This window comes from Roseibium sp. Sym1 (genome assembly GCF_027359675.1).
GTDB lineage: Bacteria > Pseudomonadota > Alphaproteobacteria > Rhizobiales > Stappiaceae > Roseibium.
Genome location: NZ_CP114786.1, coordinates 5,991,453 through 6,011,360, shown reverse-complemented (window position 1 = coordinate 6,011,360; position 19,908 = coordinate 5,991,453). Strand labels below are relative to the sequence as shown.

Sequence of the window (19,908 nt, the reverse complement as noted above, 5' to 3'; positions counted from 1 at the left end):
ACTAAAGTGGCGTTCAATCAAGCATCTGCGGGAATGAGGGGCAGCATGAGCACCGATCACTTGAAGACCATCGAGCAGCGGCTCCTGTGGCTGTCGCACTGGATGATCCATCACGCCAATCACATCCGTCCCAAGGAGGACGGCATCAAGATCGGTGGCCACCAGGCAAGTTCCGCCTCGATGGTATCGATCATGACAGCACTTTATTTTTCCGTGCTGAAGCCGGAGGACCGGGTCGCGGTCAAGCCGCATGCGTCACCGGTCTTCCACGCGATCCAGTACCTGATGGGCAACCAGACCCGCGAGAAGATGGAAAACTTCCGGGGCTACGGCGGTGTGCAGTCCTATCCCTCGCGGACCAAGGACATCGACGACGTCGATTTCTCCACCGGCTCGGTCGGCCTCGGTGTCGCGATCACCTCCTTTGCCTCGCTCGTCCAGGACTATATCGCTGCCAAGAGCTGGTCGGGCGACAGGCCGCTCGGCCGCATGATCGCCCTGGTCGGGGACGCCGAGCTCGATGAAGGCAATGTCTACGAGGCCCTGCAGGAGGGCTGGAAGAACGACCTCCGGAACTGCTGGTGGATCATCGACTACAATCGCCAGTCGCTCGACGGCATTGTCCGCGAGGGCCTGTTCGACAGGGTCGAGAAGATCTTCGACGCCTTCGGCTGGGACGTCGTGCGAGTCAAGTACGGTGCCTTGCAGCGGGCCGCATTCGAGGAGCCGGGCGGCGACAGGCTGCGGCAGTGGATCGACGGCTGTTCCAACCAGGACTACTCGGCGCTGACCTTCATGGGTGGCGCCGTCTGGCGCAAGCGCCTGATGGACGATCTCGGCGACCAGGGCGACGTCACGGCCCTGATCGACCGCCGCTCCGACGACGAGCTGGCCGACCTGATGGAGAACCTCGGCGGCAACTGCACCGCGACCATGGCGGGGGCCTTCGCCGCCATCGACCACGACCGGCCGACTTGTTTCCTCGCCTATACGATCAAGGGCTGGGGCACGCCGATTGCCGGCCACAAGGACAATCACGGCGGCCTGATGAACAAGGCCCAGATGGCAGAATGGCAGAAACACATGGGCGTGGCCGAGGGTGAGGAATGGGAGCCTTTCGCCACGGTGCAAAACGCGGAGGCGCTCAGGGCCTTCCTGGATCAGGTGCCGTTCTTTAAAAAGGGCCGCCGCCGCTATTCGGACGACAAGATCCCGGTGCCGTCCATCGAGCTTGGCTCGGACCGCGACATCTCCACCCAGATGGCCTTCGGCAAGGTGCTCGATGACCTGTCCAAGGGCGACAGCAAGCTGGCCGAACGCATCGTGACAACCTCGCCGGACGTCACCGGCACGACCAATCTCGGTCCCTGGGTCAACCGGCGCAAGCTGTTTGCACGCACCGCCATGGCAGACGCCTTCATCGAGCACCGCATCCCCTCGACCGCCAAATGGGAGTTCACGCCTGAGGGACAGCATATCGAACTCGGCATTGCGGAGATGAACCTTTTCCTGCTGCTTGGCGCGGCCGGCCTGTCCCATTCGCTGTTCGGCGAGCGGCTCATTCCCGTCGGCACGGTCTATGACCCGTTCGTCTGCCGCGGCCTCGATGCACTCAACTATGCCTGTTACCAGGACGCCCGCTTCATGATCGTCGGCACGCCGTCCGGTGTCACGCTGGCGCCGGAGGGCGGCGCGCACCAGTCCATCGGCACGCCGTTGATCGGTATGAGCCAGGACGGTCTGGCGGCCTTCGAGCCTGCCTTCGCCGACGAACTGGCCGTCATCATGGAATGGGCCTTCGATTATCTGCAGCGGGACGGCGAGGGCGATCCGGACGAGCGCACCTGGCTCCGTGACGAGACGGGAGGATCGGTCTACCTGCGCCTCTCGACCAACCCGATCGAACAGCCGGTCAAGCGCGCCGACGAGGATTTCCGCCAGGGCGCCATCGACGGGGCCTACTGGCTGCGCAAGCCGGGGCCGAATTGCGAGGTCGTGATTGCCTACCAGGGCGTGGTCGCGCCGGAAGCGGTCAAGGCGGCCGGGGAACTGGCCGGCAACCGGCGCGATGTCGGTGTGCTGGCGGTCACCTCTGCGGACCGGCTCAATGCCGGCTGGACGGCGGCGCAACGCGCCCGCTCACGCGGCAATGCCTCGGCCCGCTCCCATATCGAGCAACTGCTCGGTGACCTGCCGGCCCATTGCAGGCTGATCACCGTCATCGACGGCCACCCGGCGACGCTCGCCTGGCTCGGCGGCGTGGCGGGTCATCAGACCATTCCGCTCGGCGTTGAGCATTTCGGCCAGACCGGCTCGATCGGCGACCTCTATCGCCATTTCGGCATCGACGCGACCTCGATCATCGAGAAGGTCAACGGCCTGACACCGGGGAGACGGGTCTAGAGGGAGCAAGGACGACCGCGAGGCGCTTTGAGGGTTGCGGACAACACCCCTTGCGCACCTCTCCCACCTTGAGGGCAGGGCTATCGCATTTGACAAACATCCTGTCCGCAGTCGCCAAATTTACCTCTCCCACTGGGAGAGGTCGGACCGAAGGTCCGGGTGAGGGGGCAGACTTTTCTGCAGGTCTCAGGCGTTTGTTCCCTCACCCCAACCCTCTCCCACAGGGAGAGGGAGCAATGCTCTGCCAAATGCGATTGCCCTGCCCCACAAGGGCGAGAGGGGGGCAAAATGTTAGGCGTGGGGCCTTCGCTTCCTCAGGAGGCGGTTCTTTGCCGGGTCGACTTTGACAGGTAGACCCGCTCGGCATTGCCGCCGAGCACGGCCTGCCGCTCGGCCTCGTTGAGGTCCTTCAACAGCGTGTCGGTGATGCCGATCCAGTCCTCGTAGGAACAGGCGAGGGTGCAGACGGGCCAGTCAGAGCCCCAGATCAGCCTGCCGGGACCGAAGGCTTCCAGCAGGTGGTCAACATACGGACGCAAGTCTCTGACCTTCCGGCTGTCTCCCGCCTCGGTCACGAGGCCGGAGAGCTTACAGAAGGCCGGAGTATTGTTCGCGATCGCGGTCATGTCTTCGGCCCAGCCGTCGATGATCCCCTTGGCAATAAACGGCTTGGAGCCGTGGTCGACGACCATGCGCAGGTCCGGGTGCCTGTCGGCAAGCTGCAGCAGGTTCTTCAGATGCGGCGGCAAGGTAAGGGCGTCGAAGACAAGGTCATGCGCGACGAGGGCGCGATAGGCAGGGGCAAGGCTGTCCCGCAGCATCCAGTCCGGATCGGCGATGTCCTGGATCATCGGCCTGAGGCCGACGAGATTCGGGTCTCTCGCGAGGTCGCCGATCTGGTCCGGCGCATCAGGCGCTTCGAAATCGGCCCAGCCGACGACGCCCCTGACGAAATCGTTCTGGCGCGCGAGATCGAGCATGTAGCGGGTCTCGGCCACCGTCGGCGCCGCCTGGACGAGGATGGTGCCGTCGATGCCGAACCGCTCAAGGAAGGGCGTCAGGTCTTCCGGGCCGAAATCGCGATAGATCGGACCGGTCTCCGGCGTCAGCCAGCCATAGTCGCCGCGCTCGAGTTTCCAGAAATGCTGGTGGGCATCCAGTCTCATGGTTCGATGATGCCCTTGGTCAGAAGAATGTTGCCGTAAAGGCGCTGTTCGCCGGTCTGGACGACCGCGAACGCGGTCGCGGCTTCCTCATAGAAGGCATGCCGTTCCAGAGTATCGATCTGCGCGGGCTTGTCGGCGACCTCATCGATGATCGTTTGGAAGTCCGCCACGATGTCCGGCACGGCGTCCGGATCTCCGACGACCTGCATTGTCTGGGCCGGAGCGGGCACGAACGTGTCGAGCGGCATCACCTTGAGGACCGCTCCCAGAACGTCGGTCGCGGAGATGCCGTCGAGGCGGATGCACTCGGGGCCCGAGCTTTCCGCGGGAAAGTTGGCGTCGACGATGGCGATCCTGTCGCCATGGCCCATGGCCCTCAGGGCATATAGCAGCGACGGACCGAGGATCGGGGGCAGGTTACGCAGCATGGGTGGCCTCGCTCGGTAGGGGCGCGTCGGGACGGATCAGGGTTTCGGATCTGAGGTCGGACCACAGTCCGGCGGGAATGTCGGTTTGCAAGAGCGCGATATTGGCTTCGACTTCTCTGGCGTTCACCGCGCCCGGGATGACCGTCTTTACCGAAGGGTGACCGAGCACGAACTGAAGGGCCGCGGCGATCAGGGGGACCGAATGGGACCGGCAGACATCCTCGATGCGGCGCACCCGTTCGAGGATGTCCGGCGGCGCGTCGGCATAATTGTATTTGGCACCGGGAACGGCGCCGGTCGCCAGGATGCCGGAATTGTAGGGCCCGCCCAGGATGATGCCGACATCGCGCTCCACGCAGAGCGGCAGGAAGCTTTCCAGCGCGTCCTGTTCCAGCAGCGTGTAACGGCCGGCCAGCAGGAAACAGTCGAAATCGGCGAGGCCAAGCAGTTTCTGGCAGACCTGCCATTCATTGACACCGGCGCCGATCGCGCTGATCTCGCCGGCATCCTTCAACTCGCACAGGGCCTTGTAGCCGCCGTCGTCGAAGAGCTCGCGTACCCGGGCGTCGCTGGCTTCCTGGGAGCCTTGCGAAAAGGCGCAGACATCGTGCACGAAAAGAATGTCGGCATTGGCGACACCGAGCCGCTTGCGGCTCGCCTCGTAGCTGCGCATGACGCCGTCGTAGCTGTAGTCGAAGACGATCCGCTTCTGAGGCACGTCGACAAAGGCTTCCGGCGTGACTTCCTCCGGAGCGCAATCAAGCAGCAGGCGACCGATCTTGGTGGAGAGCTCTATGGTGTCGCGCCCGAACCGCCGGATGGCTTCCGCGAAACGCATTTCCGAGCGGCCGAGACCGTATTGCGGTGCCGTGTCGAAGTAGCGGATGCCGTGGTCATAGGCTGCCTGCAGTGCCGCCTGGGCGTCGTCTTCCGTGACCTTTCGATAGAGATTGCCGAGCGGCGCACCGCCAAAGCCCATTTCCGTCAGGTCAATCTTACGCGCGGTCCTGTTGTTCAGGGTCCGCGTCGGCAGGGCGTTCATGGGCGTCCTCCGTTAGGTTCTTGTCCGGTCTGCCACGTTTGCCGTGGGCGTTCCGGTCGATGGGGTCGTGCTATTCGAAGAGGTCCGGGCGGCTTTCGACAAGCGGTTCCAGACGGGTCACAAGTTCGCTCAAATGGACCTGCATGGCCTTGCGCGCCTTTTCGGGGTCCTGCTCGCGGATGGCTTCGACGATGGCCCGGTGTTCCTCGTACGACGCAATCGCCCGGCCGCGCATGGGAAGAAGCAGGTGACGCGCCCGGTTGACCTGAACCCAGCCGGTCGCCGCAATCGCATTCAGCTTCGGAAATCCGGTGAAGGAAAAGATCAGTTCGTGCAGGCGTTCGTCCTCGCGGTAGAAGCCGGCCTCGTCATGGTCTTCCAGACAAAGTGCCTGAAGCCGCAGGTTCCGGGTCAGTTCGGCGAGCTGCTCCTCGGTCCGCTCCACCGCCACCTTGGCGACGGCGGCCAGTTCGATGGCTTCGCGCAGGAAAGCACCCTCGCGGATCTCCGACATGGAAAACCGGGTGACGCGAGAGCCGGACTGCGGAATCACCTCGACCAGCCCTTCCGCCGCCAGTCGGGTGATCGCCTCCGTTACGGGGGAGCGCGATACGCCGAGCTGCTCGCAGATCACCTGTTTTTTCAGAGGTGTGCCCGGCGGCAGGTCCATCGCCAGGATCGCCGACCGCAGAGCTTCGTAAACGCGCTGCGCCAGTGATCCGGACAGTTTGCCGATGTCCGGCAAGGGAAATTCAAGGGCATCTGGTTCGGTGCTGAGGGACATGGCTATCTCGATTAGAATGCTAACATGTTAGTTGACACAGTTCTCGTGTCAAGCTAATCGTCGAGACAGAACGGCGCTCTGAATTGCCGGACCGGGAGAGACATTCGTGCTGAAACCTCACGCAAATTCGATTCTATTGAACGGCGAAGACAACGTCGTCATCGCGCTTGAGGACATTGAGGCCGGCGCCAAGGCTGCGTTCGTGGATGTCCCGCTTCCCGGGCAGGTCCAGCGCGGTCACAAGATCGCACGCAGCGCCATTGCAGCCGGTGACAACGTCATTCGCTACGGCCAGATCATCGGCCAGGCGAAATCCGATATTCAGCCTGGTGAGCATGTCCATGTCCACAATCTCGGCATGGGCGACCACAGCCAGGATTACCAGCACGCTGAAGCTTGCGTTCCTCTTGCGCCGATATCCCAAGAGCGGACCTTCATGGGCTACCGCCGCGAAACGGGCCGGGCAGGCACGCGCAACTATATCGGCATTCTGACCTCGGTGAACTGTTCCGGGTCGGTGGCCAAGTTCATTGCCGAGGCAGCGGAAAAGTCCGGGTTCCTCGACGACTATCCGAATGTCGACGGCATCGTCCCGATCGTTCATGGCACCGGTTGCGGCATGTCCGGCAAGGACGAGGGCTACGCGACCCTGTTCCGGACGCTGTCGGGATACGCCCAGCACCCGAATTTTGCGGGCATCCTTCTGATCGGCCTCGGCTGCGAGGTCATGCAGATCGCCGACCTGGTCGGCGACCGCAAGATCCGGCCCGATGGCGACCTGCGCTACATGACCATCCAGCAGACCGGTGGCACCCGCAAGACCATCGAGGCGGGGCTGAGCGAGCTGCGCGCATTGGCCGAGAAAGCCAACAAGGCTGTCAGGACACCGGTTCCGATTTCCGAGATCACCGTCGGCATGCAATGCGGCGGCTCGGACGGCTATTCCGGCATCACCGCCAATCCGGCGCTTGGCATCGCCTCGGATCTGCTGGTGCGCCATGGCGGCACCACGATCCTGTCGGAGACCTCGGAGATCTACGGCGCCGAGCACCTTCTGACCCGTCGGGCCGTGTCGGTCGAGGTGGGCAAGAAGCTGATCGAGCGCGTGCGCTGGTGGGAGGATTACACCGCCCGCAACGGCGGCGAGATGGACAACAACCCGTCTCCCGGCAACAAGCGCGGCGGCCTGACCACCATTCTGGAGAAGTCCCTGGGTGCGGCCGCCAAGGGCGGATCGGCGCCGCTGGTCGATGTCTACAAGTTTGGTGAGCCCATCGACAAGAAGGGCTTCGTCTTCATGGACAGCCCCGGGTTCGACCCCTGTTCCGTGACCGGACAGATCGCCTCGGGCGCCAATATCATCGTCTTCACGACGGGCCGCGGCTCCGTCTCCGGCTACATGCCGACGCCCTGCATCAAACTGGCCACCAACAGCGAGATGTATGCCCGCATGTCGGAAGACATGGACATCAATTGCGGCGACGTCGTTTCGGAAAATGTCAGCCTGGAGGCCAAGGGCGAAGAGATCTTCGAGAAGATCGTCGCCGTGGCCTCCGGCGAGAAGTCCATGAGCGAAGAGCTCGGCTTTGGCGGCGTGGAATTCGTGCCGTGGCAGATTGGCGCCGTGATGTAGGCGCTCACTGGAAAAGAAAAAGAAACGCGTGGACTTTCGGGAGGGTTTTGAGTGCGCTTGAAGGACAAGACAATATTGGTATCGGCGGCGGGGCAGGGGATCGGCCGCGCCAGCGCGATTGCCTGCGCCAGGGAAGGGGCAAAGGTCTACGCGGTCGACATCAATGCCGGCACCCTGGCAACGCTCCCGGGAGAAGCCCCGGACATCGAGACCCGCACGCTGGATGTCTGCGACCGCGCCGCAATCGATGCGCTTGCGCGCGAGTTGCCCGATCTCGACGGCCTTTTCAACTGCGCCGGCTTTGTCCATCACGGCACGGTTCTGGACATCGGCGAGGACGACTGGGACTTCAGTTTCGATCTCAATGTCCGCTCCATGTACCGCATGACCCAGGCCTTTCTGCCCGGCATGAGGGCCCGTGCGAAGGAAACCGGCACCGCGTCCATCCTGAACATGTCGTCGATGGCCTCGTCCCTGAAAGGCTTTCCCGTGCGTACGCTCTACGGTGCCACAAAAGCCGCGGTGATCGGCCTGACCAAGGGCGTCGCAGCCGACTTCGTCGCCGAAGGCATTCGCTGCAACGCGCTTTGCCCGGGAACGGTCGACACGCCGTCCCTGCGCGGACGGATTGCTGCTGCGCCGGATCCGGTCGAGGCGGAGAAGAACTTCATTGCCCGCCAGCCCATGGGCCGGCTGGCAACCGTCGACGACCTGACCCCGATGGTCGTCTACCTGTTGTCCGACGAGAGCCGGTTCGTGTCCGGGCAGGCGCTCCTGGTCGACGGAGGTGTCACCATCTGAGGTGATGCACCGTCGCGGTTTGGGAGGACCGTGTCATGACAAGTCTGGTCAAGATGACGGGGATCGAGAAACGGTTTCCCGGTGTCCATGCCCTCAAGAATGTCAGCTTTGAGCTGAACAGCGGCGAAGTCCATGCGCTGATGGGCGAGAACGGCGCCGGCAAGTCGACCCTGATGAAGATCCTGTCCGGCATCTATCCCAAGGACGGCGGCGAACTGCTGGTCGCAGGCAAGGACGTTGTCCTGGACAGCCCGCGCGCGGCACAGGATCTCGGCATCGGCATCATTCACCAGGAACTCAGCCTGATGAACGACCTGACGGTGGCGCAGAACATCTTCATTGGCCGCGAACCGCGCAAGCGCTTCGGCCGTCTGGACGAGGCCGCCTTGAACGCGCAGGCGGTCGAGATCTTCCGGTCCATGAACCTGACCATGAACCCGAAGACGGTGGTCGGCGACCTGACCATCGCCCGCCAGCAGATGGTGGAAATCGCCAAGGCGCTGTCCTACCGCTCGAAGGTCCTGATCATGGACGAGCCGACCGCGGCGCTGAACGATGCCGAGATCGCCGAGCTGTTCACCATCATCCGGCGCCTCAAGGTCGACGGCGTCGGCATCATCTACATCAGCCACAAGATGGATGAATTGAAGCAGATCGCCGACCGGGTGACCGTGATGCGCGACGGCGCCTATGTCGGCACGGTCGGCGCGGCAGAAACCCCGGTTTCCAAGATCATTTCCATGATGGTCGGGCGGGAGGTCACCAACGAACCGGTCGCCGTGCCCGATCTGTCGCATGCCGAGACGGTCCTCGAAGTGCGCGGTCTCAATCGCGGCAAGGAAATCCGCGATGTCAGCTTTGAAGTGAAGAAAGGCGAAATCCTCGGGTTTGCCGGCCTTATGGGCGCGGGACGGACCGAAGTTGCGCGCGCTATCTTCGGGGCGGACCCGCGCGACGGCGGAGAGATCCGGGTACACGGCAAGCCCTGCAGCATTGCCAAGCCGTCCGACGCGGTGAAGGCGGGCATCGGCTACCTTTCAGAAGACCGCAAGCATTTCGGCCTCGCGACGGGCATGGACGTGCGCACCAACATCGCGCTTGCCAGTCTCGACCGGTTCTCCAGCCGGATGGGTGTCTTGCGGGACGAGGACATGCGCAAGACCGCGCAGGACTATATCGGCAAGCTGGAGATCCGCACGCCGTCGGACCGGCAGGAAGTCCGGCTCCTGTCCGGCGGCAACCAGCAGAAGGTCGTCATCGCCAAGTGGCTCTACCGGGACTGCGACATTCTCATCTTCGACGAACCGACACGCGGCATCGATGTCGGTGCCAAGTCGGAAATCTACAAGCTTCTGAAGAACCTGGCCGCTGAGGGCAGGGCGGTGATCGTGATCTCGTCGGAACTGCCGGAAGTCATGCGCCTCAGCCATCGCATCGCCGTCATGTGCGAGGGCCGGCTGACCGGCATCCTGCCCGGCGGCGAAGAGACCTCCCAGGAAGACATCATGCATCTCGCGACACTCAGGGCCCCATCCATGCAGCCAGAGGGATACCAGCAATGACCGCCGTGAACACCACCTCGAGCCCGTCGCTCGTTGGCCGTCTGGTCGAAGCCGGCGCGCACCAGAAACTGCTCGCCTTTGCCAGCCTGATCCTGCTGCTGATCGGGTTCTCGATCGCCTCGCCGAATTTCATGCAGACCTCGAACATGATCGCGATCCTGCAGGCGACCTCGGTCAACGGGGTGCTGGCCGTCGCGGCCACGCTGGTGATCATCACCGGCGGCATCGACCTGTCGGTCGGCACGCTGATGACCTTCTGCGCGGTGATCGCCGGTGTGGTCCTGACCAATCTCGGCATGCCTTTGCCATTGGGCGTCATCGCGGCGATTGCGACCGGCGCCTTCTGCGGCCTGTGCTCTGGAACCTTCGTTGCCAAGATGAAGATCCCGCCCTTCATCGCCACCCTCGGCATGATGCTGATCCTGAAGGGGCTGTCGCTGGTGATTTCCGGCACGCGGCCGATCTATTTCAACGACACGCCCGGCTTCGACCAGATTTCCCGAGGCTCGCTGATCGGCGACATCATTCCGGCGCTGCCGATCCCGAACGGCGTGCTGATCCTGTTCCTGGTCGCGGGCGCCGCCGCCTATATTCTGGGCCGCACGGTGCTGGGCCGCTACACGTTTGCCCTTGGATCCAACGAGGAGGCGGTGCGCCTCTCGGGCGTGAACACCGATTTCTGGAAGATGTCCGTCTATGCGCTGGCCGGCTCGATCTGCGGCATTGCCGGCATCCTGATCGCCTCACGGCTCAATTCCGCCCAGCCGGCGCTGGGCCTCGGCTACGAACTGGAAGCCATCGCGGCGGTCGTGATCGGGGGCACGTCGCTCAGCGGCGGGCGCGGCACAGTGCTCGGCACCCTCATCGGGGCCCTGATCATGGCCGTCCTGACCAACGGGCTGCGGGTGCTCTCCGTCGCCCAGGAATGGCAGACGGTGGTCACCGGCGCAATCATCATCCTGGCCGTCTATGCGGACATGGTGCGCAAGCGCAAGGCCTGAGTTTCACCAACCAACCAACAAGAGGGTGTCCACACCCCGCGTACCGGACCTTTCGTCCGGATCAACCAAAGGAGAGGAAAATGCTGAACAGACGTACCCTCATCGGAGCCGCCAGCGCAGTCGCGCTGATGCTGTCCGGGAACATCGCCAATGCCCAGGAAACCTACATTCCGCTGATTTCCAAGGGCTTCCAGCACCAGTTCTGGCAGGCCGTGAAGGCCGGTGCCGACCAGGCAGCCGAAGAATTCGGCGTGGCCATCACCTTCGAGGGCCCGGACAACGAGACCATGGTCGACCGCCAGATCGACATGCTCGCCGCCGCCCTTGCCAAGAACCCGACCGCGATCGGCTTTGCCGCGCTGGACAGCCAGGCCGCGATCCCACTCTTGAGGCAGGCCCAGGAAAACGGCATTCCGGTGATTGCCTTCGACAGCGGCGTCGACAGCGACATCCCGGTGACCACCGCGTCCACCGACAACGTCGCCGCCGCGGCGCTTGCGGCCGACAAGATGGCTGAACTCATCGGCGGTGCCGGCAAGGTTGCCATCATCGCCCATGACCAGACCAGCCGCACCGGCATCGACCGCGTTGACGGTTTTGCCAATCAGATCAAGGACAAGCACCCGGACATTGAAGTTGTGACCGTGCAGTATGGCGGCGGTGATCACCTGAAGTCGACGGAACTCACCAAGGCGATCCTGACGGCCAATCCGGACCTGAAAGGCATCTTCGGTGCCAACGAAGGCTCGGCCCTGGGTGTTGTCAACGGCGTCACCGAAATGGGCAAGTCCGACATCGTCATCATCGGCTATGACAGCGGCAAGGCGCAGAAGGACGCGATCCGCAACGGCGTGATGGCCGGCGCGATCACCCAGAACCCGGTCGGCATCGGCTACGAGACCGTCAAGGCGGCGCTCGAAGCGTCCCAGGGCAAGGAGGTTCCGGGCCATATCGACACCGGCTTCTACTACTACGACAAATCCAACATTGACGACCCGAAGATCGCTGCTGTCTTGTACGACTGAGCGATATAGGGTGTAACTCTGGAAAGAGCCCGGTTGCGCGAGTGACCGGGCTCCAACAATTCAAGGACGGTATTTCATGAAATTGCTGAGATTTGGTGCCCCGGGACAGGAAAAGCCCGGTGTTCTCGATGCCGACAACAGGGTGCGCGACCTGTCTTCCGTTATCCCTGACGTAGCGGGTGACGCGCTTTTGCCGGAGACCATGGAGCGGCTGCGCGGGCTGGACATCGCCGGGCTTCCGCTCGTCGACGGTGTGCCGCAGCAGGACCTGCGTCTCGGCCCGTGTGTCGGTGCCATCGGCAAGTTCATCTGCATCGGCCTCAACTACGCGGACCACGCCGCGGAATCCGGCATGGACGTACCGCCCGAACCCGTCGTCTTCAACAAGTGGACCTCTGCCATTGTCGGTCCGGACGACGATGTGAAGATCCCGCGCGGCTCTGAAAAGACCGACTGGGAAGTCGAGCTTGGCGTCGTGATCGGCAAGGGTGGCGCCTATATCGACGAAGCCGATGCGATGGACCATGTCGCCGGCTTCTGCGTCGTCAATGATGTCTCCGAACGTGAATTCCAGATCGAACGCTCCGGCACATGGGACAAGGGCAAGGGCTGCGACACCTTCGGTCCGACCGGACCCTGGCTGGTGACGCCGGACGAGGTCGGCAACTTCGACGATCTCGGCATGTGGCTGGAAGTCGACGGCAAGCGCTACCAGAACGGATCCACCAAGACGATGGTCTACCGGGTCCCGTTCCTGATTTCCTATCTCAGCCGCTTCATGAGCCTGCAGCCGGGCGATGTCATCTCCACCGGCACCCCTCCCGGCGTCGGCATGGGCTGCAAGCCGCCGGTTTATCTGGAGGGCGGCGAGGTCATGAAACTGGGCATCGACAAGCTGGGTGTTCAGACCCAGAAGGTGACGAAAGCCTGAGGCGCCAACCACACCTTGTCGTTTTTTGGGTGTCACCCCGGGCGAGCAACGCGAGACCCGGGGCCTACTCGCATTGCCACTTGCGATCAGGATTGGCCCTTCAGGGCACTGACCTCAAAACGGTCGGCGCTCTGGAAATGATTGGGCCCCGGATCTTCGCTTCGCTCGTCCGGGGTGACCCCTGGGTTTGTAGCTGTGGCCGATTGCCTAGTCGTCTCTTACCGCCCCCCTTTGCCCGCCTGATGCCCGGACAGCCGCGCCAGAAGCACCGCGACGCTTTTCACCTGAAACTTCTTCAAGAGCCGCGCGCGGACGTCCTCGACCGTGCGCGGTGACAGGCCGAGAACGCGGCCCATTTCTTTGCTGGTCTGGCCCTTGGACAGCAGCAGGAGAACCTCGCGCTCGCGCGGGGTGAGTTTCGGACCGGCGCTGGCATTGTCGATCAGGGCAAAGCTCAGCACGATGCGCCTGAGCGGCGCTTCGGGTGTCAGCGTGCGGGCCCGGAACCGGCACCAGATCCGGGAGCCGTCGGCGCGTTGCATCAGGCGCTCGTCCGTATAGGGCAGGGACCGGCGCAGGGGTTCAAGGCCGATATCGCGGATCTGGTGGAATTCCTGGTCGGTGCCGTAGAGCCGGCGGAAACTCTGGCCGATCAGGTCCTCCTTCCGGTAGCCGAACATCTCGGCAAAGGTGCCGTTGCAGGTGCGGATGATCCGGTCCTCGGTGAGCGCAAGGCCCATGGGGGCGTGATCGAAGGCGAGCTGATCGAGATCGTGCATGTGATTGGGTCACCGTGAAACTACGGTATTGGCACCGTAGGAAGAGGGTAGCATAGTGATTGCTCCTTTTGCCAATGGGAGATGATACCGGAATGCCGCTTGCAGACGACCTGATCCGGGAAATTGACATGAGGCGTGACGACCTGGTCGCGCTGACCCAGGATCTCCTGCGCATTCCGACATTGAACCCGCCCGGCGAGAACTACCGCGAGATCTGCGACTACCTGCAGAAACGCCTGGCGGCGTCCGGTTTTGACGTGGAACTGATCCGCGCGCACGGCACGCCCGGAGACAGTGACCGCTATCCGCGCTGGAACATCGTTGCGCGCCGGGACGGCGACAGGCCCGGCGAGTGCGTTCATTTCAACAGCCATATCGACGTGGTCGATGTCGGCCATGGCTGGACGAAGGACCCGTTCGGCGGTGAACTGATCGACGGCAAGATCTATGGCCGCGGGGCCTGCGACATGAAGGGTGGCCTGGCCGCCAGCATCGTCGCGGCCGAGGCTTTTCTGGCCGTGTGCCCGGACTTCTCCGGTGCCATCGAGATCAGCGGCACGGCGGATGAGGAATCGGGTGGATATGGCGGCGTCGCCTATCTCGCCGGCAAGGGCTATTTCAGCCCGGAGCGTGTCCAGCATGTCATCATTCCCGAGCCGCTCAACAAGGACCGGATCTGCCTCGGTCACCGCGGTGTCTGGTGGGCCGAAGTCGAGACCTACGGCGAGATCGCCCATGGCTCCATGCCGTTTCTGGGTGACTGTGCCGTCCGTCATATGGGCGCGGTGATCGACGAGATGGAAGAGAGCCTCTTTCCCGCCCTGGCGCAAAAGCGCACGGACATGCCGGTGGTGCCGGAAGGCGCGCGCCAGTCGACCCTGAACATCAATTCCATCCATGGCGGCCAGTCGGAAGGCGATGCCGATTTCACCGGCCTGCCCAGTCCCTGCGTGCCCGACAGCTGCCGCATGGTGATCGACCGACGCTTCCTGCTGGAGGAAAATATCGACGAGGTCCAAGCCGAAGTGATGGACGTGTTGAAGACGGTTGAGGGCCGGCGAGAAAAATTCCGCTACGATGTCCGCGAACTCCATCGGGTGCTGCCGACCATGACGGAAAAGGACGCGCCGGTGGTCACGACTGTTGCGAAAGCCATCCGCGAGACCATGGGCAGGGACGCGGAATATGTGGTCAGCCCCGGCACCTACGACCAGAAGCATATCGACCGCATCGGCAAACTGAAAAATTGTATCGCCTATGGCCCGGGCATTCTGGATCTGGCACACAAACCGGACGAATATGTCGGCGTGGACGACATGCTCGACTCGGCGAAGGTGATGGGCCGCTCGCTGATAGATCTTCTGGCTGAAGACGAAAATCAGCCGACAGAAAAAGGGGGAAGTCATGAGCTTGCGTAAGATCGGACTGGGAGTGATAAGTGCCTTGGCGCTGACCGCGAGCATGGGGCTCGCCCATGCCAAGGGCGATATCGTTGTCGCCATGCAGCTCGAGCCGCCGCATCTGGACCCGACCAGTGCCGCGGCCGGGGCCATCGATTCCGTGCTTTATTCCAATGTTTTCGAGGGCCTGACCCGCTTCGGGCCGGACGGTTCGGTCAATCCGGGCCTTGCCGAAAGCTGGGAGATCTCCGAGGACGGCAAGACCTATACGTTCAAGCTGCATGAGGGCGTCAAGTTCCACGACGGCACCGACATGACTGCCGAGGACGTCAAGTTCAGCCTGGACCGTGCCCGTGCCGATGACAGCCAGAACGCCCAGAAGGCGCTGTTTGCCGGCATCGACAGCGTCGAGGCAGTCGATCCGCTGACCGTCAAGGTGACCCTGAAAGAGCCGAATGGCAGCTTCCTGTTCAACATGGCCTGGGGCGACGCGGTCATTGTCGCGCCGGAGAGCGTCGGCGACATCAAGTCGAAGCCGATCGGCACCGGTGCCTTCCAGTTTGCCGACTGGGTCCAGGGCGACCGGATCGACCTGGAAAAGAACGCCGACTACTGGGGCGAGCCTGCAAAGCTCGACAAGGTCACCTTCAAGTTCATTTCCGATCCGACCGCGGCCTTTGCGGCGGTGATGGCCGAGGACGTCAATGCCTTTGTCGGTTTCCCGGCACCGGAAAACCTGCCGCAATTCGAGGCCGATCCGCGCTTCCAGGTGCTGGTCGGGTCGACGGAAGGCGAGACGATCCTGTCGACCAACAACAAGCTGCCGCCGCTCGACAACATCAAGGTGCGCGAAGCGATTGCCCATGCCATCGACCGGCAGGCGATCATCGACGGCGCCATGTTCGGCTACGGCACACCGATCGGCACCCATTTCGCGCCGCATAACCCGGACTATGTCGATCTGACTTCCTTGAGCCAGTACGACCCGGAACTGTCGAAGAAACTGCTTGCCGAGGCCGGGTTCCCGGACGGTTTCACCACCACATTGAAGCTGCCGCCGCCGTCCTATGCCCGCCGGGGCGGCGAGATCATCGCCGCGCAGCTGCGCGCCGTCGGCATCGAGACGGAGATCACCAACCTGGAATGGGCGCAGTGGCTGGAGCAGGTGTTCAAGGGCAAGGATTTCGGCCTGACCATCGTCAGCCACACCGAACCGATGGACATCGGCATCTATGCCCGACCGGACTACTATTTCCAGTATGACAATGCGGACTTCCAGAAGCTGATCGAGGCCCTGACCGTTGAAAACGATCCGGCAAAACGCTCGGCGCTTTTGAAGGACGCGCAGGAGATCATCTCCAACGACTATGTCAACGGCTACCTGTTCCAGCTTGCCTTCCCGACCGTTGCCAACGCCAAGATCAAGGGGCTCTGGAAGAACCAGCCGACCCAGGCGACGGACCTGACGGCCGTCTACTGGGAAGACTGATCGTCGCCTGAACACGCGTGTCCGTGCCTTTTCGCGGACACGCGCCACTCCCTTCGCCTTCCTGGAACCGCCGATAGGCACTTAACGCGGTCATGCTGCACTATTTCCTGAAACGCCTGTTGTCCCTGGGGCTGAGCCTCGTGGCCGCCTCGGTGGTGATCTTCCTGGCGCTGGAAGTCGTGCCGGGCGACCCGGCGGCCTATATGCTCGGCCTCAACGCCCAGGAAGACACGCTCAATGCCCTACGGCAGGAACTCGGCCTGAACGGTTCGGTGCTTGAACGCTACCTGTCCTGGGCGGGCGGCCTGCTGACCGGCGATTTCGGCACCTCCTACACCTACCGCACGCCCGTGGCCGGCATGATCGGCGACCGGCTCTGGGTGTCCCTGCCGTTGGCGCTTTACGCGCTCACCCTGAGCACGCTGATCGCATTCCCGGCCGGGATCTGGGCGGCTTCCCGGCGCGGTTCCGCCGTTGATGCCGGTGTCATGGGGGTAACGCAGCTCGGCGTCGCCATTCCGAATTTCTGGTTCGCCATGCTGATGGTGCTGGTGTTCGCCATCAATCTGCGCTGGTTCTCCGCCGGCGGATTCCCGGGCTGGGATGCCGGTTTCTTCCCGGCCATGAAGGCGCTGACCCTGCCGGCCATCGCGCTTGCGTTGCCGCAGGCGAGCATCCTGACCAGGGTGATGCGCTCCAGCCTTCTCGACACGCTCAGCGAGGATTTCATCCGCACCGCCCGTGCCAAGGGACTGAGCAGGGGCCAGGCGCTCTGGCGGCACGCGGTCCGCAACGCCCTGATCCCGGTGCTGACGATTCTGGGCCTGCAGTTCTCGTTTCTGCTGGCCGGTGCCATCATCATCGAGAATGTCTTTTTCCTGCCGGGCCTTGGCCGGCTGGTGTTCCAGTCAATCAGCGCGCGCGATCTGATCGTGGTCGAGAGTGTCGTGATGCTGCTGGTCTTCGCGGTGATCCTGGTCAATTTCGCGGTCGACATGGCCTATGCCTGGGTGGATCCGCGCCTGAGGAGACGCCGCTGATGAGTGTTCTCCTTTCCAGCCGAACGCTTTTGCCCGGCCTGATCCTGACGCTTGTCTTTGCCGGTGCCGCGCTGATCAGCCTCGTCTGGGTGCCCTACGACATCACCGTGCTGGACATCGCGAACCGCATGAAAGGTCCAGGCTGGGCCCATCCTTTCGGCACGGACCAGTTCGGCCGGGATATCCTCAGCATGATCATGGAAGGCGCGCGAACCTCCATTGCCGTTGCGTTGGTCGCTGTCGGCATCGGCATGGTCATCGGCGTGCCGTTCGGCCTGGCTGCGGCCGCCAGGAAGGGGGGGCTCGTGGACGAGGTGATCATGCGCGGCAACGATCTCGTCTTTGCCTTTCCGAGCCTGCTGATTGCCGTGATGATCACCGCCGTCTTCGGCGCGTCGGCGCTGAATGCCATCATCGCCATCGGCATTTTCAACATTCCGGTCTTCGCGCGCCTGACGCGCGGCGCGGCGCTGTCGCTGTGGAGCCGGGACTACATCCTGGCGGCGCGGGTGGCTGGCAAGGGGCCGGCGCGGATCTCGCTGGAACACATCCTGCCCAATGTCGCCAACCTGCTGATCGTCCAGGGCACCATCCAGTTTTCGCTCGGCATTCTCGCCGAGGCGGGCTTGAGCTATGTCGGGCTCGGCGCGCAGCCGCCGATTGCCAGCTGGGGGCGCATGCTGGCAGACAGCCAGACGATGATATCGCTCGCGCCCCATCTCGCGCTCTTCCCGGGCCTCGCCATCCTGCTGACCGTACTCGGCCTCAACCTGCTCGGCGACGGATTGCGGGACGTGCTCGACCCGAAACTCAGGAGGGCGCGCGCATGAGCCTTCTGGCGATCGACGCCCTGTCGCTCACCATTCACGGACAGCCGATCCTGAAGGGCGTGTCCATGAAGGTTGCCCCCGGGAGGATTCTCGGGGTCATCGGCGAGAGCGGTTCGGGCAAGTCGATCACCGCCTTCAGCGTGCTGCAGCTCCTGCCAAACGGGTCGGACTGCGCCGGCCGGATTACGCTGGACGGAAAGGACATTCTCTCCCTTGCCGAAAAGGACCTCTGCAGCCTGCGGGGCCGGGATGTCGGCATGGTCTTCCAGGAGCCGATGACGGCGCTCAACCCGCTGAAGACCATCGGGGCACAGGTGGCCGAGACCATTCTCATCCATGAGAATGTTTCAAAAGCCGACGCCATGTCCCGTGCCGCAGAGGCGCTCTCCCGGGCCGAACTGCCGCAGGACAGGTTCCCGCTGTCGCGCTATCCGCATGAACTCTCCGGCGGCCAGCGCCAGCGTGTGGTGATCGCCATGGCGATTGCCCTGAAACCGAAACTCCTGATCGCGGACGAACCGACAACCGCCCTTGATGTCACCACCCAGGCGCAGATCCTCGATCTCCTGAAACGGCTAGTCGCCGAGGACGGCATGGGTCTGATGCTGATCAGCCATGACCTTGCCGTCGTCGCCGATCTCGCCGACGACCTTGTGATCATGAAGGACGGCGAGGTGGTCGAAAGCGGCCCGGCCGACCACCTCTTCTCCAACCTGAAGCATCCCTATTCCCGGGCCCTGCTGGAAGCGTCCGGCCATGTGCCCGAGCGCACCGGCGAGGCAGTCGAGACACCGCTTCTTCAAGTGCGGGATGTCGTGCGCGATTATACCGGCCACACCCACGGCTGGTGGGGCAAGGCCACGCATTTCAGGGCCGTCGACAAGGTGAGTTTCGAGATCCGCAAGGGCGAAAGTCTCGGGCTTGTCGGCGAATCCGGCTGCGGCAAGTCCACGCTGACACGGGCGATCCTCGGGCTGGAGGAAGTCCAGGGCGGCGAGATCCTGTTCGACGGCCAGCCGGTCTTCACCCACCATCACGCAAATGCCGCCGTGCGCCGGCGCATGCAGGTGGTCTTCCAGGATCCCTATGGCAGCTTCAACCCGCGCTGGAAGGTCGACCGGCTGGTCACCGAGCCGTTCCATCTTCTGGAGGCGCCGCCGAAAGGGCAAGATCGGGCGGACGCCATCGCCGAGGCACTGGAAAGTGTCGGCCTGAAGGCGTCCGATGCGGACAAGTATATTCACGAGTTCTCCGGCGGTCAGCGCCAGCGGATCGCCATTGCCAGGGCGCTGATCATCAAACCGGACCTGATCATCCTGGACGAGGCCGTTTCGGCGCTCGATGTCTCGGTGCGCGCCCAGGTGCTCGATCTTCTGGCGGATCTGGGCGGCCGCTTCGGTCTGACCTATCTCTTCATCAGCCATGACCTCAGCGTGGTGCGCTCGATCACCGACCGGGTCCTGGTGATGCAGGCCGGCAAGATCGTCGAGGAAGGCCCGACGGCCACCGTCCTTGACCACCCGAACCATCCCTACACCAAACAGCTTGTTGCCGCCGCGCCGGTTCTGCCGGCGGACGCGGCCTGAAGGAGGTA

General features: G+C 63.4%; 17 protein-coding genes. 12 read left to right on the top strand and 5 right to left on the bottom strand.

What is annotated here, in order from left to right:
- Positions 1-45 precede the first annotated feature (45 nt).
- Positions 46-2,403 carry a 1-deoxy-D-xylulose-5-phosphate synthase N-terminal domain-containing protein gene (locus O6760_RS27830; RefSeq protein WP_269582907.1) on the top strand — a complete coding sequence of 786 codons (2,358 nt, stop codon included), beginning with the start codon at positions 46-48 and terminating at the stop codon, positions 2,401-2,403.
- Between the two features lie 314 nt (positions 2,404-2,717).
- Here the strand turns inward: O6760_RS27830 and O6760_RS27825 are convergent, their stop codons facing one another.
- From O6760_RS27825 to O6760_RS27810, 4 genes are all read right to left on the bottom strand, one after another.
- On the bottom strand, positions 2,718-3,569 hold the full coding sequence (locus tag O6760_RS27825; protein WP_269582906.1) for an amidohydrolase family protein: 852 nt from the start codon (positions 3,567-3,569) through the stop codon (positions 2,718-2,720).
- Entirely contained in the window at positions 3,566-3,997 is a 432-nt protein-coding gene (locus O6760_RS27820) for an RbsD/FucU family protein (protein WP_269582905.1), read from the bottom strand. Before O6760_RS27820 ends, O6760_RS27825 begins: the two co-directional genes overlap by 4 nt.
- A complete protein-coding gene (locus O6760_RS27815) occupies positions 3,987-5,039 on the bottom strand; it encodes an aldo/keto reductase (RefSeq protein ID WP_269582904.1) in 1,053 nt (350 codons plus the stop codon). Before O6760_RS27815 ends, O6760_RS27820 begins: the two co-directional genes overlap by 11 nt.
- 70 nt (positions 5,040-5,109) lie before the next feature.
- The gene (locus O6760_RS27810) at positions 5,110-5,823 is read right to left on the bottom strand and encodes a GntR family transcriptional regulator (RefSeq protein WP_269582903.1); all 714 of its coding nucleotides are present in this window, start codon (positions 5,821-5,823) and stop codon (positions 5,110-5,112) included.
- Between the two features lie 106 nt (positions 5,824-5,929).
- Here O6760_RS27810 and O6760_RS27805 point away from each other — a divergent pair, with 106 nt between their 5' ends.
- The 6 genes from O6760_RS27805 to O6760_RS27780 all read left to right on the top strand — a co-directional run bounded on the left by O6760_RS27805 (position 5,930) and on the right by O6760_RS27780 (position 12,776).
- On the top strand, positions 5,930-7,456 hold the full coding sequence (locus O6760_RS27805) for a UxaA family hydrolase (RefSeq protein WP_269582902.1): 1,527 nt from the start codon (positions 5,930-5,932) through the stop codon (positions 7,454-7,456).
- 51 nt (positions 7,457-7,507) lie between these two features.
- Positions 7,508-8,257, top strand: coding sequence for an SDR family oxidoreductase (locus tag O6760_RS27800; protein WP_269582901.1), 750 nt, complete (start codon positions 7,508-7,510; stop codon positions 8,255-8,257).
- 35 nt (positions 8,258-8,292) lie between these two features.
- The gene (locus O6760_RS27795) at positions 8,293-9,819 is read left to right on the top strand and encodes a sugar ABC transporter ATP-binding protein (RefSeq protein WP_269582900.1); all 1,527 of its coding nucleotides are present in this window, start codon (positions 8,293-8,295) and stop codon (positions 9,817-9,819) included.
- Positions 9,816-10,820, top strand: a complete 1,005-nt coding sequence (locus tag O6760_RS27790; protein WP_269582899.1) for an ABC transporter permease — start codon at positions 9,816-9,818, stop codon at positions 10,818-10,820. Before O6760_RS27795 ends, O6760_RS27790 begins: the two co-directional genes overlap by 4 nt.
- Positions 10,821-10,900: 80 nt before the next feature.
- Positions 10,901-11,845, top strand: coding sequence for an ABC transporter substrate-binding protein (locus tag O6760_RS27785; protein WP_269582898.1), 945 nt, complete (start codon positions 10,901-10,903; stop codon positions 11,843-11,845).
- Positions 11,846-11,921: 76 nt separating this feature from the next.
- On the top strand, positions 11,922-12,776 hold the full coding sequence (locus O6760_RS27780; RefSeq protein ID WP_269582897.1) for a fumarylacetoacetate hydrolase family protein: 855 nt from the start codon (positions 11,922-11,924) through the stop codon (positions 12,774-12,776).
- Between the two features lie 218 nt (positions 12,777-12,994).
- On the opposite strand, the gene O6760_RS27775 is transcribed toward O6760_RS27780, so the two are convergent.
- Positions 12,995-13,555, bottom strand: a complete 561-nt coding sequence (locus tag O6760_RS27775) for a PAS and helix-turn-helix domain-containing protein (RefSeq protein WP_269582896.1) — start codon at positions 13,553-13,555, stop codon at positions 12,995-12,997.
- Positions 13,556-13,647: 92 nt separating this feature from the next.
- Here O6760_RS27775 and O6760_RS27770 point away from each other — a divergent pair, with 92 nt between their 5' ends.
- The 5 genes from O6760_RS27770 (at position 13,648) to O6760_RS27750 (ending at position 19,900) form a co-directional block, all read left to right on the top strand.
- Positions 13,648-14,973, top strand: coding sequence for an acetylornithine deacetylase/succinyl-diaminopimelate desuccinylase family protein (locus tag O6760_RS27770; protein ID WP_269582895.1), 1,326 nt, complete (start codon positions 13,648-13,650; stop codon positions 14,971-14,973).
- The gene (locus O6760_RS27765) at positions 14,960-16,444 is read left to right on the top strand and encodes an ABC transporter substrate-binding protein (RefSeq protein WP_269582894.1); all 1,485 of its coding nucleotides are present in this window, start codon (positions 14,960-14,962) and stop codon (positions 16,442-16,444) included. Before O6760_RS27770 ends, O6760_RS27765 begins: the two co-directional genes overlap by 14 nt.
- A gap of 92 nt (positions 16,445-16,536) precedes the next feature.
- The gene (locus O6760_RS27760) at positions 16,537-17,484 is read left to right on the top strand and encodes an ABC transporter permease (protein ID WP_269582893.1); all 948 of its coding nucleotides are present in this window, start codon (positions 16,537-16,539) and stop codon (positions 17,482-17,484) included.
- On the top strand, positions 17,484-18,314 hold the full coding sequence (locus O6760_RS27755; protein ID WP_269582892.1) for an ABC transporter permease: 831 nt from the start codon (positions 17,484-17,486) through the stop codon (positions 18,312-18,314). Before O6760_RS27760 ends, O6760_RS27755 begins: the two co-directional genes overlap by 1 nt.
- Positions 18,311-19,900 (top strand): ABC transporter ATP-binding protein, encoded by a 1,590-nt coding sequence (locus tag O6760_RS27750; protein ID WP_269582891.1) that lies wholly within the window; start codon positions 18,311-18,313, stop codon positions 19,898-19,900. The genes O6760_RS27755 and O6760_RS27750 overlap by 4 nt, the downstream gene beginning before the upstream one ends.
- Positions 19,901-19,908 lie beyond the last annotated feature (8 nt).

Bases quoted from the DNA above. Each gene is read 5' to 3' on its own strand.
- O6760_RS27785 (WP_269582898.1), top strand. From the start codon at position 10,901: ATGCTGAACAGACGTACCCTCATCGGAGCCGCCAGCGCAGTCGCGCTG.
- O6760_RS27810 (WP_269582903.1), bottom strand. From the start codon at position 5,823: ATGTCCCTCAGCACCGAACCAGATGCCCTTGAATTTCCCTTGCCGGAC.
- O6760_RS27770 (WP_269582895.1), top strand. From the start codon at position 13,648: ATGCCGCTTGCAGACGACCTGATCCGGGAAATTGACATGAGGCGTGAC.
- O6760_RS27815 (WP_269582904.1), bottom strand. From the start codon at position 5,039: ATGAACGCCCTGCCGACGCGGACCCTGAACAACAGGACCGCGCGTAAG.
- O6760_RS27795 (WP_269582900.1), top strand. From the start codon at position 8,293: ATGACAAGTCTGGTCAAGATGACGGGGATCGAGAAACGGTTTCCCGGT.
- O6760_RS27780 (WP_269582897.1), top strand. From the start codon at position 11,922: ATGAAATTGCTGAGATTTGGTGCCCCGGGACAGGAAAAGCCCGGTGTT.
- O6760_RS27830 (WP_269582907.1), top strand. From the start codon at position 46: ATGAGCACCGATCACTTGAAGACCATCGAGCAGCGGCTCCTGTGGCTG.
- O6760_RS27755 (WP_269582892.1), top strand. From the start codon at position 17,484: ATGAGTGTTCTCCTTTCCAGCCGAACGCTTTTGCCCGGCCTGATCCTG.
- O6760_RS27820 (WP_269582905.1), bottom strand. From the start codon at position 3,997: ATGCTGCGTAACCTGCCCCCGATCCTCGGTCCGTCGCTGCTATATGCC.
- O6760_RS27825 (WP_269582906.1), bottom strand. From the start codon at position 3,569: ATGAGACTGGATGCCCACCAGCATTTCTGGAAACTCGAGCGCGGCGAC.
- O6760_RS27790 (WP_269582899.1), top strand. From the start codon at position 9,816: ATGACCGCCGTGAACACCACCTCGAGCCCGTCGCTCGTTGGCCGTCTG.
- O6760_RS27750 (WP_269582891.1), top strand. From the start codon at position 18,311: ATGAGCCTTCTGGCGATCGACGCCCTGTCGCTCACCATTCACGGACAG.
- O6760_RS27775 (WP_269582896.1), bottom strand. From the start codon at position 13,555: ATGCACGATCTCGATCAGCTCGCCTTCGATCACGCCCCCATGGGCCTT.
- O6760_RS27760 (WP_269582893.1), top strand. From the start codon at position 16,537: ATGCTGCACTATTTCCTGAAACGCCTGTTGTCCCTGGGGCTGAGCCTC.
- O6760_RS27765 (WP_269582894.1), top strand. From the start codon at position 14,960: ATGAGCTTGCGTAAGATCGGACTGGGAGTGATAAGTGCCTTGGCGCTG.